Origin of the sequence: Vibrio ostreae (genome assembly GCF_019226825.1) — a bacterium.
GTDB classification, from domain to species: domain Bacteria; phylum Pseudomonadota; class Gammaproteobacteria; order Enterobacterales; family Vibrionaceae; genus Vibrio; species Vibrio ostreae.
This window is the reverse complement of the sequence record NZ_CP076643.1, coordinates 3,272,462-3,288,736: the sequence shown is the minus strand read 5'-3', so window position 1 is coordinate 3,288,736 and position 16,275 is coordinate 3,272,462. Positions and strand designations below refer to the sequence as shown.

Sequence of the window (16,275 nt, the reverse complement as noted above, 5' to 3'; positions counted from 1 at the left end):
ACAGCTATAAGGCAGGCTGAGGCATAGATGCGATGGCAAATACATCTCATATCCCTTTCATAAATCAAGGGTATAGTTATACCCTTGGATTTGATTAAAGGTCAAATTTGACTTCGTCAATCAGCTTGATGGCCGCTTCATGATTGTCGGCAATTTTTTCCAATGGTAGCGAATCTGACTTAAACTCACCCCAGGATGCCACCAGTTCAGAGCGTGCAACCCCAGGTTTAACCGGATATTCGAAGTTTACATCGGCATACATGTGCTGTGCTTTGTCGCCGGTGAGAAACTCCATCAACTTCAAAGCATTATCACGATTTGGCGCGTATTTCGCCATCGCCATACCACTGACGTTCACATGGGTGCCCTGCACCTTCTGACCCGGGAAGTTAATGTAAACTGATTCCGCCCAGCTCTTCTGCTCTTTATCCGTCAGCATTTTTCCCAGATAGTAGCTGTTACCCAGCGACAGATCACATAAACCTTCTTTGATAGCACGAACCTGATCACGGTCGTTACCTTGCGGCTTACGTGCCAGGTTAGCTTTTACGCCCTGCAGCCAGGTTTTGGTTTCAGCTTCGCCGTGGTTGGCAATCATGGCGGCAACCAGAGCAATGTTGTAGGGGTGCTTACCGCTACGGGTACAGATTTTACCTTTGTACTCTGGCTTAGCCAGATCAAGGTAATCGAAATCATCACTCAGTTTACCCACACGATCACGCGAAGAGTAAACACTGCGTGTACGGATAGTCAGCGCAAACCATTCATCCTTACTATCGCGGTACTGAGCCGGAATATTGCTGTCAATCACGGCACTGTCTACCGGCTGGGTCAGACCTTTATCTGCCAGTTCAAACAGGCGGCTAAACTCAGAGGTGAGCACCAAATCGGCCGGGCTGTATTCGCCTTCCTGCGCCAGTTTCTCGGCAATGCCTTCTTTGGCAAATTTGACGTTCACCTTGATGCCAGTCTCATCAGTGAACTCTTTAAACATCGGGTCAATCAGAAAAGGCTGACGGTAAGAGTAAACATTCACTTCCTCTGCAGCTATGGCCGCTGGTGCCAGCATGCTGCTTGCAAGCGCTGAAAGCGTTAGCAGTTTTTTCATGTGTTAAATCCTTTAAGAGTGCTAATGATAAGACTTATCAATTGCAATCATTATATTGACGACTATTAATAAAACAATCATGAAAAATAAAAAACCTGCCACATGTGGCAGGTTTTATAAAAGGCTTTTGTAACGAGTTATTACTTAACCGTCACGAATTCTGGGTAAGATTCTACGCCACAGTCGTGCATGTCCATACCTTCCATCTCTTCTTCTTCAGAGACACGGATACCAACGGTCGCTTTCAGGATACCCCAGACAATCAGGCTAGCTGCAAATACCCAGGCAAAGATAACTGCTGCACCCATCAGCTGTGCACCGAATGTAGCATCACCGTTGCTCAGTGGCACAACCATCAGACCAAAGAAACCACATACGCCGTGTACCGAAATCGCACCCACTGGATCATCGATCTTCAGTTTATCCAGCGCAATGATGCTGAACACAACCAGCGCACCGGCAACCACACCGATAGCCACTGCGTACAGCGGAGATGGTGACAGCGGGTCAGCCGTGATAGCCACCAGACCAGCCAGCGCACCGTTCAGAACCATAGTCAGGTCAGCTTTACCCCAAGTGGTTTTACATACCAGCAGTGCGGCAATTGCACCTGCAGCGGCGGCTGCGTTGGTGTTCAGGAAGATTTGGCCTACCGCGGTTGCGTTTTCAAAGTCAGACACCATCAGCTGAGAACCGCCGTTGAAACCAAACCAGCCTAACCACAAGATGAAGGTACCCAGGGTTGCCAGCGGCATGTTTGAACCTGGAATCGGGTAAATTTCACCGTTTTTACCGTATTTACCTTTACGGGCACCCAGCAGAAGAACACCGGCCAAAGCGGCTGACGCACCGGCCATGTGTACGATACCAGAGCCTGCGAAGTCGCTGAAACCTGCTGCAGACAGGAAGCCACCGCCCCAAGTCCAGTAACCTTCCATCGGGTAGATGAACGCCGTCAGAATGACAGAGAAAATCAGGAATGACCACAGTTTCATACGCTCAGCCACCGCACCCGACACGACAGACATCGCTGTTGCAACGAATACTACCTGAAAGAAGAAGTCTGACTCTAGAGAGTGGTCTGCACCTTCACCCTGAGTGCCGATCAGAGCGCCGAACGATGGCAGCCAACCGGCTTCAGCATTATCAACGTACATAATGTTGTAGCCGACAATCAGGTACATGGTGCACGCAATTGCGTACAGAACAAAGTTTTTAGTCAGAATTTCAGTGGTATTTTTCGAACGTACCAGGCCAGCTTCCAGCATGGCAAAGCCCGCTGCCATCCACATAACCAGTGCGCCCGAGATTAAGAAAAAGAATGTATCCAGTGCGTAACGTAATTCCGTTACAGTAAGCGACAGTTCCATAGTAGTCGTCTCCAGTCCTTTGAATCTTAAAGTGCTTCCGCGTCCGCTTCGCCGGTACGAATACGAACTGCGTGGCTTAAGTCATAAACAAAAATTTTGCCGTCACCGATTTTACCGGTATGTGCCGCTTTGATAATCGCTTCCAGAACACGATCAACGTTATCCGCTTGTGTAGCAATTTCGATTTTTACCTTAGGCAGGAAATCTACCTGGTATTCCGCACCACGGTAAAGCTCGGTATGGCCTTTCTGGCGACCAAAACCTTTGACTTCTGATACGGTCATCCCTTCGATGCCCACATCAGCCAGGGCTTCACGTACATCGTCAAGTTTAAATGGTTTGATGATTGCGTTAATGAGTTTCATCGCGTCCTCTCTGAAGCTGTTGTCCATTTACATATCTACAATCCAAGGTACGTGCCAACTTTTTAATACCTTTAATTACAATGACATAGTGAGATTTCGCTTCAAAAACAACAAAGGGTTGCACTGTTTAGGTGCAACCCTTTCCCAAAATAAGGCGAAATGTTCGCCATTCACCAACAAAGTGCACTCTGTTAAGGCGGTAAACTTAATATCCGCCTAAAAATGCCTGCCATTGCATCAGCAGAGACTCAAAATCTTCCAGACCACACTGAGCGACACTCTCGCTTTCATACAATTCGAATTCACTTTCTAACTCAATATCATGCCCATAGGACAAGGCATTATCCTGTACCGTCACTTCAGCACCAAGCAGGCTCAGTGAGATCTCTTTACCCGCCCATTGCCACTCCTGTGCTGGAAATTGGTGCGCCTGCTTCACCAAATGCAACACTTGCTCGATTTTTGTGCGATCCTGACTAATCTCTTCCTGCAGCCAACGGGCCACAATTTGATGCTCCATACTGCAGGTGACGTAATACTCACCTAACATAGTGTTTTTAGTAAATTCGAATTCCATCGTGATTCATGCCTGGCAATCAATGGCGGCAGTATAACGTCTGTTCCCGGCAGTGACGAGTCACAATATCGCACCAAAATCGCCTGGTAAGTGATCGGTGGCATATAGCTTTCCTCTCAGCCGGTAGCGCGAACAGCTTGTGTTTGGAGCCGCTTATGTTTTTAAGCAAATAACAAAAAGCCGCTGCAGAGCAGCGGCTTTCGTCATGCCATCAGGTCACGCCTGAAGCATTATGCCGGTTCCTGGAAAATCACCGTATCCGCCTTCTGGGTGTAATCACTCATCAGGTGGAAGTTCAGGTAACGGTAAGTATCGGCAGCCGTCGCATCAATCTGCTCAGCATACTGCAGGTACTCTTCCTTCGTCGGAATGCGGCCCAGAATTGCACCGACCGCTGACAGTTCAGCCGAGGCCAGGAATACATTCGCGCCGTTACCAAGACGGTTCGGGAAGTTACGGGTAGACGTTGACATGACGGTCGATTTATCTGCCACGCGAGCCTGGTTACCCATACACAGTGAACATCCCGGAGTTTCGATGCGTACCCCAGCGCGGCCGAAGATACCATAGTAACCTTCTTCAATCAGTTGATCTTTATCCATCTTGGTTGGCGGAGCCACCCACAGACGGGTTTCAAGCTGACCGTTGTATTTATCCAGCAGTTTACCTGCAGCACGGAAGTGACCGATGTTGGTCATACAAGAACCGATGAACACTTCATCGATTGCCGTACCCTGAACATCAGACAGCAGGCGTGCATCATCCGGATCGTTTGGCGCACAAAGGATCGGCTGATCGATTTCCGCCAGATCGATTTCGATCACGTGTGCGTAGTCAGCATCTTTATCTGCTTCCATTAGTTCAGGCTTCTCCAGCCACTCTTGCATCGACTTAATGCGGCGCTCGATGGTACGGCGATTGCCATAGCCTTCCGATATCATCCATTTCAGCATGGTGATGTTGGATTGCAGGTACTCAGAGATAGACTCTGGCGACAGTTTCACAGTACAACCCGCAGCAGAACGTTCTGCCGATGCATCCGACAGTTCGAATGCCTGTTCAACCGTCAGGTGCTCAAGACCTTCGATCTCCAGAACACGACCAGAGAATTCGTTGATCTTACCGGCTTTTTCTACTGTCAGCAGACCCTGTTTGATACCGTAGTAAGGAATAGCATGGACCAGATCACGCAGTGTGATACCTGGTTTCATCTTACCTTTAAAACGCACCAGGACTGACTCTGGCATATCCAGTGGCATCACACCGGTTGCCGCCGCGAAAGCGACCAGGCCAGAACCTGCCGGGAAAGAGATACCCAGAGGGAAACGGGTGTGCGAGTCACCACCGGTACCCACAGTATCAGGCAGCAGCATGCGGTTCAGCCATGAGTGGATGATACCGTCGCCAGGGCGCAGTGATACACCGCCACGGTTCATGATGAAATCTGGCAGAGTGTGGTGCGTCTGAACGTCAACCGGTTTCGGATACGCAGAGGTGTGGCAGAAAGACTGCATCACCAAATCTGCGGAGAAGCCCAGACACGCCAGATCTTTCAGTTCATCACGCGTCATAGGACCAGTGGTATCCTGAGAACCGACAGTAGTCATCTTAGGTTCACAGTAAGTACCAGGGCGGATGCCTTCCACGCCACACGCTTTACCGACCATTTTCTGTGCCAGCGTAAAGCCTTTACCTGAATCGGCAACCGGTACTGGTTTCGAGAATACATCGCTTGATTCAAGACCCAGCGACTGACGAGCTTTGTCAGTCAGGCCACGGCCGATGATCAGCGGAATACGACCGCCGGCACGAACTTCGTCCAGCAGCACGTCAGTTTTCAGTTTGAAGGTCGACAGGACTTCATCGCTGCCGTGTGCACACACTTTACCTTCATATGGGTAAACATCGATGACATCGCCCATGTTCAGTTTTGCGACGTCCAGTTCAATCGGCAGCGCACCGGCATCTTCCATCGTGTTGTAGAAGATTGGCGCGATCTTACCGCCCAGCACAAAACCACCCGCGCGTTTGTTTGGTACATTCGGGATATCATCCCCCATGAACCACAGCACAGAGTTAGTAGCGGACTTACGGGAAGAACCGGTACCGACAACGTCGCCCACATAAACCAGTTGATGGCCTTTCTCTTTCAGCGCTTCAATCTGTTTAATCGGACCCACTTTGCCCGGCTCATCAGGCTGGATGCCATCGCGTTCGTTTTTCAGCATCGCCAGAGCGTGGACCGGGATATCAGGACGAGACCAGGCATCCGGTGCCGGAGACAGGTCGTCAGTGTTGGTTTCACCGGTGACTTTGAATACAGTCAGAGTGATTTTTTCTGCCAGCTTAGGTTTTTTCAGGAACCATTCGGCTTCCGCCCAGGATTCCATCACCTGTTTAGCATAAGCATTACCTGCTTTGGCTTTTTCTTCGACATCGTAGAATGCGTCGAACATCAGCAGAGTTTGAGACAGCGCTTTTGCAGAGATAGGTGCCAACTCGGCGTCATCAAGCAGAGACACCAGAGGTTCGATGTTGTAACCACCTTGCATGGTGCCCAGCAGGGTAGCGGCTTTTTCACGACTAACCAGTGGAGATGATACTTCGCCTTTAGTGATTGCTGTCAGGAAACCCGCTTTGACATAAGCTGCTTCATCAACGCCTGGAGGAATTCGGTTTTCCAGCAGATCAAGAATGAACTCTTCTTCTCCCTGCGGCGGATTTTTTAGCAGTTCAACAAGTCCAGCGACTTGCTCAGCGTCTAGGGGTTTAGGTACAACTCCTTCAGCAGCACGCTCTTCGACGTGTTTACGGTAGGCTTCAAGCACGACTTTTTCCTCTCATTGCGGTTCACCCAATTATTATTGAAAGGTGAGTGAACATCCTTGGAAACTTGGCTCTCCGTTGCCCATGTTTTCATTCAAATTTGACTGAGAAACAGCGCCCTAGGAGGCCAAACTGTGGGCGATAGGATAGCAAAATTAACGATAAATTAAAATCTCATCATTTTGACCAACATAGCAACTTACGACTAAAGTCCTAGCCAAAACGCTGACGTTCATTGCCGCAATCCCTGCGCCCGGTTAGCAATAATACAGCACAGCGGGTAGAAGTCACACACCCGCACCACCGATTGTTACTTAAATGTAGTACCCAGAATCAGGTACAGTGAATCAAAATTCTGCTCTGTTCGCCCATAACCGAACATTATCGGGCCGATAGGAGAATCAACTCCAGCAAATAGTGAACTTGCCGCATATAAAGGGGCATTTCCGATGTCGATGTCCGGATCCGACCAGACACCACCGTATTCAATTGAAGCGCCAAGATAAACCGGCGAGGTAAACAGGCCAAAATCGTTGTCGAACCAACGATAGCGATAAACCAGATTGGCATAAGCTTTATTCTGACCAATCAGACTATTACGCCCGATCCCGGACAAATTGAGAAAGCCACCAATGCTTTTCGGTTCAATCGGAGTTGAGGAGTTTTTACTGCGCACTTCGCCATAATCTATGTTGCCGACCAAAGTATGACGATCAAAACTGTGCGCCGCGATCATTTTGGCGCTCAGCTCATACACGGTATCCGAGGAATCGGTAACCACGCCGATGTCGTTGGCACTCAGATCATCATGGGAAATCAGATATTCCAGATTAATGTAAAAACCGTCGCGTGGCAGACTGAAATCATCCAGTGAATCAACTCGATAGTTAAAAAACACCCCCTGACGGGTAAAATCCATATCGGCATAATCCGGCAAGGTAGAATAGTTCGCTGACCCTTCGGTATAGCGCCCGCCGATTTTAAATCCGCGCCACAAGGTATCCTGATAGCCGATACCCAGCTCACCCATCACGGCTTCATAATCGACCGGCAGAAAGTTACGACTTGCCGACAGTGTGGTGTCGTCAAAGCCGGTCACCGGCATACTGCGCCGTTCATCGGTGAGACGGACTTTGGCGGTCGCAAACACTTTCTGATCAGACCATAACGGCGAGTAAAGTTCAGCCTCGACCAGCTTATCGGTACCGATATCAAAGTTCAGCGCCAGTTCAGCGCCGTTGGCACTGATATCGGTGAAGTTGAGTGAAGCACCAACGGAGTACTGGCTCTCGGTATTAAAATCATCTTCGAGAAAGAAACGGAAATTAAGATAATTCGGCCCCCAGGGCTTCTCATTGACATCAATGACCAGATTATTAGCCCCGTTCTGCTCTTCGTACTGGTAACGGATCAGTTTAAAGCGATCCAGTGCGTAGAGGTTTTGTACCCCGGCTTCAATCTGCTCGCTCGACAGCACCTCACCAGGAGGCAAATCAAGCCGTTTTTTCAGCATCTGGTCCGAGTAATGGGAGAAGTTATTAATAATGATGTTATCGACTTTAATTTCATCACCATAAGTCAGACCGCGACGCCGCTCTTCTTTATGGTCGATATAATGCTGGTAATCGGCACTCGACAGCGCGAGTTTTTCCAGCAGTGCGCGGCTTTCCATTGCAGCCTGATAACCTTTAGCAAACGCCTGCGGCATTTTATCAAAGTCGGTCGTTTCCATCAGACCAACCTGGGGGCGCAGCAGCACATCGTCACCACTGAGCGTCTCCGCCTGAAGTTCGGTACTGCGGCGGACCAGATAGTTAGACAGCTGATCGGCCACAGTCAGGAAAGTAGTAAAAGCTTCTTCATTTTTGTAATCGGTGCTGATATCGACCGCGATCACCACATCCGCCCCCATGGCACGCGCCACATCGACCGGCATATTGTTGGTCACGCCACCATCGACCAGCAGACGGCCGTCAATCTGGTATGGCGGCAATGCGCCCGGTACCGACATACTGGCCATCATGGCATCGACCAGATAACCTTTATCCAGCACTACCTGATCCAGTTTAATGATATCGGTGGCGACAGCCCGAAACGGTACCGGCAGATCGTCAAATGAGTCAAACGGCGGCAGGTTACCTGAAGTTTCACGTAGAATGCGCAGCATATTCTGGCCCTGCACCACGCCACGCGGCGCTCGCACCCCATCGGCGCCGACCCCGAGATCTGTGGTCAACTGATAACGGTCTTCATACTCTTTATCACGCACCCGGCGCTGACTACGGCTAACCCGATCACGGTAGCCCTGGCTCCAGTCGACATTGTAAATCACACTTTCGACTTCATCGGCACTCATACCGGTCGAATAAAGGCCAGCGACATAAGCCCCCATGCTGGTGCCAAGCACGATATCTACCGGAACCTTCAGCTCTTCCAGCGCTTTCAGCACCCCCCATATGAGCAGCACCTTTGGCACCGCCTCCGGCCAGCACCAGAGCGACCTTGGGCCGGGGATGTCCCAGCTCAACGATGGCTTTTGAGTCTTGCGCTTGTGCCAAACTCGTGCCGGGCCAGAGCAGATGAATAATAACAATACTGAGCAGGCAACGAATCACACAGTGTCCTTAAGTCCTAAGTGCCGATAATCGAAACACTATAGCGGCGTGGCATCACCACTGAAAGAGTTTTTTCAGCCATTGGGCCGGGCGGTTTTCACACTGCTTCTTCCACTCCCCTGCCACATCCCAAACCGGCAGCTTATTGTCGTTATCACAATCAAGCTGCAAACCGCCGTCACCGTTGGCGGCAAAACCAACGGTCGCAATCTGTTGTGGCCAAGGCAGTATCAACTGCTGCGGAATACGGTAACGCAGGTAATCGGCATACACCCGCAGCGCCCCGCTCGCGCCGGTCAGCTGGGTTGGTTTGTTGTCATCACGTCCCAGCCAGATAGTGGTCACTTCACGCCCGTCTACGCCGACAAACCAGCTATCGCGGCTGTCACTGCTGGTGCCAGTTTTACCGGCCAGTGCCGCCCAGCCAAACTGGCTGTTGAGATAACGTCCGGTCCCTTCCAGCACACCGCGCTTCATCGCATAAGTTGTCAGCCACGCCGCCTGCTGATCCACCGCTTGTGACACCGACGGAATCGACTGGTACAGCACATTACCCTGTAGATCGAGCACGGAACGCAGTGCCGACAGCCTGGCTTTTTTACCTGAGTTGGTCACGGTCTGGTACATCTGCGCGACCTGGAACGGTGTCAGGGAAAATGATCCGAGCAACATCGATGGCACCGGACGAATTTCATCGCGGTTCACGCCCAGCTTGGTCAGGGTCTGCGACACGTTGTCGATACCCAGTTGCATACCCAGCCTGACTGTCGGCACATTGAGTGACTTGGCCAGCGCCAGATAGAGCGGCACTTCACCGCGATACTGACGATCAAAATTGCGCGGCGACCAGGTGGTACCTTCACTGCCCTGCAAAGTAATCGGTTTATCGAGCAAAGTGGTCGCAAGAGAATATTTTTCCGGTTGTTCGAGGGCCGTCATGTACACCGCCGGCTTAACCAGCGAACCAATCGGGCGGCTGGCGTTCAGCGCGCGATTAAAACCGTCATAACCGGTGCGTCTTCCGCCAACCATGGCACGAATTTCACCACTGTGACGATCCACAGCAATTGCGGCGGCTTCCAGCTCTTTCCCTGCGCGCTTGGCGAGAATCGGCACCTGATTTTCCACCGCCGCTTCGAGCTTATCCTGCGACACAGGATCCAGTGAGGTAAATACCCGTAAACCGGTATCCGACTTAAACACATCACCCAGCTTGTCTTTCAGCTCAATCGACAACTGTTGGAAATAAGCCGGCTGACGGCTGGCAATACGGGCATGCTTTTGCACATCCAGCGGCCGACTCACTGCCTGCTCGTACTGCTTGGCGTTGAGCAAGTCCTGATCCATTAAGAGCTTAAGCACCAGATCGCGGCGCTCTTTGGCCCGCTCAGGGTAACGCATCGGATTGTAGTACGACGGGCCTTTCACCATGCCCACCAGCAGCGCCAGTTGGTCAAGCCGCAGCTCTTGCAGCGGCTGACCAAAGTACAGGCGCGATGCCAGACCAAAACCATGCACCGCTTCGTTGCCGTTCTGGCCGAGATACACTTCATTGAGGTAAGCTTCGAGGATTCGGTCTTTGCTGTAACGATAATCAATGATCAGCGCCATATAGGCTTCGCGCAGCTTGCGCCACAGCGTACGATCGCTCGACAGGAAGATGTTTTTGGCCAGCTGCTGAGTCAGGGTACTGCCGCCCTGGACAGTGCGGCCAGCTTTAAGGTTAGCCAGCATAGCGCGGGCAATCGCCATCGGCGACACCCCATCATGCTGATAAAAGTTGCGATCTTCTGTGGTCAGCAGAGCATCAATCATTACCTCAGGAAACTGCTCGCGACGCAGGAACAAGCGCTGCTCTGCGGTGTTCTTTTCCAGCATGCCGAGCATTTTCGGTTCAATCCGCAGGTAACCCAGATCGCCTCTTTTCTCCAGCGACTGAATCCGGGTCAGTTGGTTACCGTCAAAAAACAGCATTACATGCCGGTCCGGCTCAGGACCGTCAGCAAATTCAAACGGACGGCGGATCATTTCGATCCGGGTCGATGACGCAGAATACTCGCCCGGATAACGCGGCTGACTCACTTTGCGATAATTCAGCACGTCCAGTTCATTGCGCATTTCGGCAATGCTGATTTCACTGCCCGGCTCCAGGGTCAGAATGCGCGCGTACACCACGGTCGGCAGTTCGAACAACTGGCCTTCAAAACGCTGTTTGATCATGCTGTCGAGATAGATCCCGGTGAACAGCAAAACGGCGGCCAGAGCCAGTCCCGCTTTCCAGCTCAGACTCCACAAACGCCGCTTCCACGAAGGCTTGCCCGGTTTTTTGCCACCATTAGACGCTTTGCCTGCGCTGGGTTTACGCGCCGCACGCTTTTTCGGCGCACGACTTTTAGATGCATTGCTTTTAGAAGCATTGCTTTTAGAAGCATCACTTTTCGCCGCCTGATTTGTGCGGCTTTCGCCTTTGAGGTATCGCTTTTTCTACTCATGAATTCAGTTGTCGCTTGGTTTTGGTCGTCGCGGTGTGGTTAGCCGGGTCATCAGGCCACACATGTTTGGGATAACGCCCTTTCATCTCTTTCTGCACTTCTTTATATGCCCCACGCCAGAAGCCTGCCAAATCACGGGTGACCTGCAGCGGGCGCTGAGCCGGAGACAGCAGTTCCATCACGATGGCCTTGCGGCCTTTGGCGACCAGTGGCGTACTCTGCTCGCCAAACACTTCCTGCATGCGCACCGACAAGACCGGGTCCATCCCGACCTGATAGCGGATCTTTTTGCTCGAACCGGTGGGCAAGCGGTGCTCGACCGGCAGCCATTCATCCAGCTGCTGGTGCAAGGGCCAGCCTAAACGAGCTTTTAAGGCGTCCAGCACTGGCACTTTATTTAGCTCTTTAACCGAGCGAATCCCGCTCAGATAAGGCTCTAACCACTGATTAAGGTCACGCAGTAACGCCTGCTCACTCATATCCGGCCACGCCTCTTCCGGTAACCATTCACAGCCACAACGAACCCGGGTCAGCCATTCGGTCGTCGTTTCGCCCCACTGTAATACTGCCAGCCCTTTACGTTCGACATAATTAAGCAAAGCTTGTGTCATTTTTTCCGGTGCCGGGGCAGGCAAAGCCTCGCGTTCAATCACCAGTTGCCCGATGCGGAGCTGTTTCTCTGCCACCAGACGTCCGGCTTTGTCATCCCAGTCGACCCGCTCCTGAGTGCTGAACAGCAGGCCGAATGTTTGCTGCAGCGCAGTCATATCGAGCTCCAGGGCACTGAAAACCTGGCTTGACTGCTGCTGGCTGCGCATCACATCCAGAGCGATGACATAGTCACTGCCCGCCAGAGGCTGATCGTCTGCAATTACCGCACCGTGGCCGTTGGCGAGCAGGAACTGACCGTGCTGACCACGTTGCTGGGCGATTCGATCCGGAAACGCCAGGCACGCCACTTGCGCCAGCTGAGACGGCTTAACCGCACGCAGTGCAAAGCCGCTATCGAGTTTGTACGCCAGGGCTGTCGCGCGCTGATGCAGCACTTTGCTGTGCGGATGGCGCCCCTGCTGCCAGCGCTGCAGACTGTGACTGACATCGAACACCTGACGTTCAGGTTCTTCGAGCAGCGCCGCCAGTGCTAATGCGCTGTACAGACAGGCTTCACCATGCTGGCGGGCAGCCAGCAACATGGCCGCGATTCGAGGCTCCACACCCAAGGCATGCGCCTCTTTCCCCGATGCGGTCAGTTGCTGGCGGCTGTCCATCAGATCGAGTGCCGCCAGCAGGCTGCGTGCCTGGCTCAGCGCCACGGCGGGCGGAACATCCAGCCACTGCAATTCGCTGACATCCTGCGCGCCCCACTGAGCCAGCTCCAGCGCCAAAGGGGCCAGATCGCTTTGCATAATTTCCGCAACCGGTACCTGCGGCTGTTGCTTCAGTTGCGCTTCACTGTAGAGGCGCACGCAGATCCCCTCTTCGAGACGACCGGCACGACCAGCGCGCTGCTCGGCTGAAGACTGGGCGATACGCATCTGCTCCAGACGGGTAATACCGGTTTTGAGATCAAAACGCGCGCGCCGCTCCAGGCCACTGTCGAGCACCAGACGAATGCCTTCGATGGTGAGCGAGGTTTCGGCAATATTGGTGGCCAGCACGACTTTACGTCGTCCGGCAACTGCCGGTGCTATTGCCTGCTGCTGCTCACTAAAATTGAGCTGACCATACAGCGGACAGACATCAATATCAGCGGCCAGATCGCGCAGGTTATTTGCCAGTTGTACAATCGCGCCCGCGCCCGGCAAGAACGCCAGCAGTGAGCCCGTTTCCTGTGCCATTAACGTGCGGATCTGCTTCTCCATTGCCGCCACTAAGGGTTGATTAACTGTGCCCGGCTGATAACGTATCTGCACCGGATAACTGCGCCCTTGCGATTCCACATAACTGGCTTGCGGCAACAGATTTTGCAATGCGTGCTGATCCAGCGTGGCCGACATGACGATGATTTTCAGATCGTCACGCAGCGCCGCCTGCACTTCCAGGCTGAATGCCAGCGCAGTATCGGCATGCAGACTGCGCTCATGAAACTCGTCAAAAATCAGCGCATCGATACCATCGAGTTCGGGATCATGTTGAATCATCCGGGTCATAATGCCTTCAGTGACAATTTCCAGCCGGGTATAACGTCCAACTTTGCTGTCACCGCGTACCCGGTAACCCACGGTCTCTCCGACATTTTCACCCAGTTGCTGCGCCAGATAGCGGGCAATATTACGCGCCGCCAGACGGCGTGGCTCCAGCATGACTATCTTGCCGGCCACTATGCCTGCTTTAAGCAGTGCGAGCGGGAAATGGGTCGACTTACCGGCTCCGGGGGCCGCTTTGAGGATCACCTGCGGTGAGCGCTGAACTCCGGCGAGTAATTCGGGAATCACAGCTTCGATGGGCAATTGTGACAAGAGGATATCCTTGTGTTTTAATGGCGCCGATATTGTACATAAAAACAGTAATGGAAGCGAAACGAGTCAGTTATGCAGTTTTCCCCGCCTCTTCAGCCTGCGACTTTGATCCAGCGCTATAAACGATTTCTGGCCGATGTCACCACCGGCGATGATCACACCATGACCATACATTGCGCCAATACTGGTGCCATGACCGGCTGCGCCATTCCCGGCAGTACGGTATGGTATTCGACATCGGATAATCCGAAACGCAAATATCCGCACAGCTGGGAGCTGGTCGACACGCCAGCCGGACATCGCATCTGCGTCAACACCGCACGCGCCAACCAACTGGCCGTGGAAGCCATTCAAAATGGTACGATCAAAGAGCTGCAGGGTTATGATCAGTTACGCACCGAAGTCAAATATGGCAATGAAAATAGCCGCATCGATATCTTGCTCAACTCAGAATCCGGTCCACACTGTTATATAGAGGTGAAAAGTGTCACGCTGCTGCAGCAAGGCGACTTAAACCCGGACGGAGAGTCCCCTGTCGCGGGTCAGGGCTACTTCCCGGATGCTGTTACCACACGAGGCCAGAAACATCTGCGAGAGCTAACAGAAATGGCCAGAAATGGGAGCAGAGCGGTACTTTTGTTCACTGTTTTACATTCAGGTATTGAAAAAGTCGCTCCCGCTCACCATATAGACGCGAACTATTCACGATTGTTACAAATGGCGCAAGAAGCGGGTGTCGAAGTACTGTGCTACAAAGCGGAACTTTGCCAGCACCACATTCAACTGGTTTCTTCGATAGATTTTGCCCAGGATTCAACAAAATATTGATGCGGGCTAGATATTGAAGATAAGTTTATAATTGAGTGTTTGCCTCGCTCACTTCTTTTTGCTATAGATACCCGCCTTAAATTGACTGCTCTCGCAGTTGACTAGGTGTTAGTAGGAGATGCTGTATGCAAGAGTCCAAAAAGAAAACGCTAGGCATCCTAGCCATTGCAGGTGTTGAGCCGTATCAGGAAAAACCAGGTGAAGAGTACATGTCACCTGAGCAGATCGCTCATTTTACAAAAATTTTAGAAGCCTGGCGTAACCAGCTGCGGGCAGAAGTTGATCGTACTGTACACCATATGCAGGATGAAGCAGCCAACTTCCCGGATCCGGTTGACCGCGCTTCTCAGGAAGAAGAATTCAGCCTTGAACTGCGCAACCGTGACCGTGAGCGTCGTTTGATTAAGAAAATCGAGAAGACCTTAGACAAGATCAAAGAAGAAGATTTTGGCTTTTGTGAATCTTGTGGGGTAGAAATCGGCGTACGTCGCCTGGAAGCTCGCCCGACCGCTGACCTGTGTATTGACTGTAAGACACTTGCAGAAATCAAAGAAAAGCAGATGCTGGGTTAATCCCCATCGAATGATAAAAAGGGAGCAGATTGCTCCCTTTTTATTTGTACGCCCCCCACCCGGTGCGCATAATGGTGCTACGCTTGCACTTTGGGTTACACTACCCCGGTTTTATTACCAAGATATTCAACACTATGAGTTATATCGGTCGCTTTGCCCCTTCCCCCTCTGGCCCCCCTGCACTTCGGCTCACTGATTGCCGCGCTGGGGAGCTATTTCCAGGCCAAATCCCGCAACGGACAGTGGCTGGTACGGATAGAGGATTTGGACCCGCCACGTGAGATGCCGGGAGCCGCTGACTGGATCCTGCACGCACTTGATGCCTACGGTCTGCACTGGGACGGCGAAGTGGTCTATCAAAGCCAGCGCCATGACTTATATCAGGCGCAAATCGACGCTTGGCTGACTAGCGGCCAGGCCTATGCCTGTCAGTGTACCCGTAAGCAAATCAAAGCGGCGGGCGGTTTTTATCCCGGGACCTGTCGTAACAAAGCGTTGTCAATCAACGCGGAGTGTGCCATCCGGCTACGTATGGATAGTCCAGTGTTCGCATTTCATGATATCAAACACGGCGAGATTGCGATTCAAGCCGAATTGGCGCAGGAAGATTTCATCATCAAACGTCGTGACGGCCTGTTCGCCTACAATCTGGCCGTGGTACTGGATGATATCGATCAAGGCGTGACCGAAGTGGTACGCGGTGCCGATCTGATTGAACCGACCGGACGGCAAATCAGCTTGTATCACACTTTAAAACAAAACCCGGTCAGTTACTTACATTTGCCTTTGGCACTCGATGACAACGGGAATAAACTCTCCAAGCAGAATCACGCACCCGCCATAGATCCGGCCGCACCCAAACCGGCACTTTTGGCGGCAATGCGTTTTTTAGGCTTTGATATTCCAGAAGATTTCATGGATAGCAGTGTCGAGGCGATCATCCTTTGGGGATGTCAGCACTGGCAGGTTGCACAACTGCCCACAGCGACCCAGATCACAGCGCGATTCTCAAATGGCGCTGTGTAAGCTATTATTAGCCGCAAATTCGGCCCGTTTAAGCCAG

The 16,275-nt window shown here is 52.0% G+C and carries 8 protein-coding genes and 3 pseudogenes; 3 read left to right on the top strand and 8 right to left on the bottom strand.

Annotation, left to right across the window (positions count from 1 at the left end; all coding sequences use genetic code 11):
• Positions 1 to 94: 94 nt before the first annotated feature.
• The 8 genes and pseudogenes from KNV97_RS21315 to hrpB all read right to left on the bottom strand — a co-directional run bounded on the left by KNV97_RS21315 (position 95) and on the right by hrpB (position 13,812).
• Positions 95 to 1,108: a Fe(3+) ABC transporter substrate-binding protein gene (locus KNV97_RS21315; RefSeq protein ID WP_218562715.1), complete on the bottom strand. Its 1,014-nt coding sequence runs from the start codon at positions 1,106 to 1,108 to the stop codon at positions 95 to 97.
• A gap of 140 nt (positions 1,109 to 1,248) precedes the next feature.
• Positions 1,249 to 2,478: an ammonium transporter gene (locus KNV97_RS21310; RefSeq protein ID WP_218562714.1), complete on the bottom strand. Its 1,230-nt coding sequence runs from the start codon at positions 2,476 to 2,478 to the stop codon at positions 1,249 to 1,251.
• Positions 2,479 to 2,504: 26 nt separating this feature from the next.
• Positions 2,505 to 2,843, bottom strand: coding sequence for a P-II family nitrogen regulator (glnK, locus tag KNV97_RS21305; protein WP_136486150.1), 339 nt, complete (start codon positions 2,841 to 2,843; stop codon positions 2,505 to 2,507).
• A gap of 205 nt (positions 2,844 to 3,048) precedes the next feature.
• Positions 3,049 to 3,420, bottom strand: a complete 372-nt coding sequence (locus KNV97_RS21300; protein WP_136486148.1) for a YacL family protein — start codon at positions 3,418 to 3,420, stop codon at positions 3,049 to 3,051.
• A 230-nt stretch (positions 3,421 to 3,650) separates the two neighbouring features.
• Positions 3,651 to 6,248, bottom strand: a complete 2,598-nt coding sequence (acnB, locus tag KNV97_RS21295) for a bifunctional aconitate hydratase 2/2-methylisocitrate dehydratase (protein WP_136486146.1) — start codon at positions 6,246 to 6,248, stop codon at positions 3,651 to 3,653.
• A 308-nt stretch (positions 6,249 to 6,556) separates the two neighbouring features.
• Positions 6,557 to 8,861 (bottom strand): annotated as a pseudogene (locus tag KNV97_RS21290) (patatin-like phospholipase family protein).
• Positions 8,862 to 8,915: 54 nt separating this feature from the next.
• Positions 8,916 to 11,300: pseudogene (gene mrcB, locus KNV97_RS21285) on the bottom strand (penicillin-binding protein 1B); the annotation flags it as partial.
• Between the two features lie 49 nt (positions 11,301 to 11,349).
• On the bottom strand, positions 11,350 to 13,812 hold the full coding sequence (hrpB, locus tag KNV97_RS21280) for an ATP-dependent helicase HrpB (RefSeq protein ID WP_218562713.1): 2,463 nt from the start codon (positions 13,810 to 13,812) through the stop codon (positions 11,350 to 11,352).
• A gap of 72 nt (positions 13,813 to 13,884) precedes the next feature.
• Here hrpB and sfsA point away from each other — a divergent pair, with 72 nt between their 5' ends.
• The 3 genes and pseudogenes from sfsA (at position 13,885) to gluQRS (ending at position 16,238) form a co-directional block, all read left to right on the top strand.
• Positions 13,885 to 14,640 carry a DNA/RNA nuclease SfsA gene (gene sfsA / locus KNV97_RS21275; RefSeq protein ID WP_136486138.1) on the top strand — a complete coding sequence of 252 codons (756 nt, stop codon included), beginning with the start codon at positions 13,885 to 13,887 and terminating at the stop codon, positions 14,638 to 14,640.
• 125 nt (positions 14,641 to 14,765) lie between these two features.
• Positions 14,766 to 15,212, top strand: coding sequence for an RNA polymerase-binding protein DksA (dksA, locus tag KNV97_RS21270; RefSeq protein WP_136486136.1), 447 nt, complete (start codon positions 14,766 to 14,768; stop codon positions 15,210 to 15,212).
• Positions 15,213 to 15,346: 134 nt separating this feature from the next.
• Positions 15,347 to 16,238 (top strand): annotated as a pseudogene (gluQRS, locus tag KNV97_RS21265) (tRNA glutamyl-Q(34) synthetase GluQRS).
• Positions 16,239 to 16,275 lie beyond the last annotated feature (37 nt).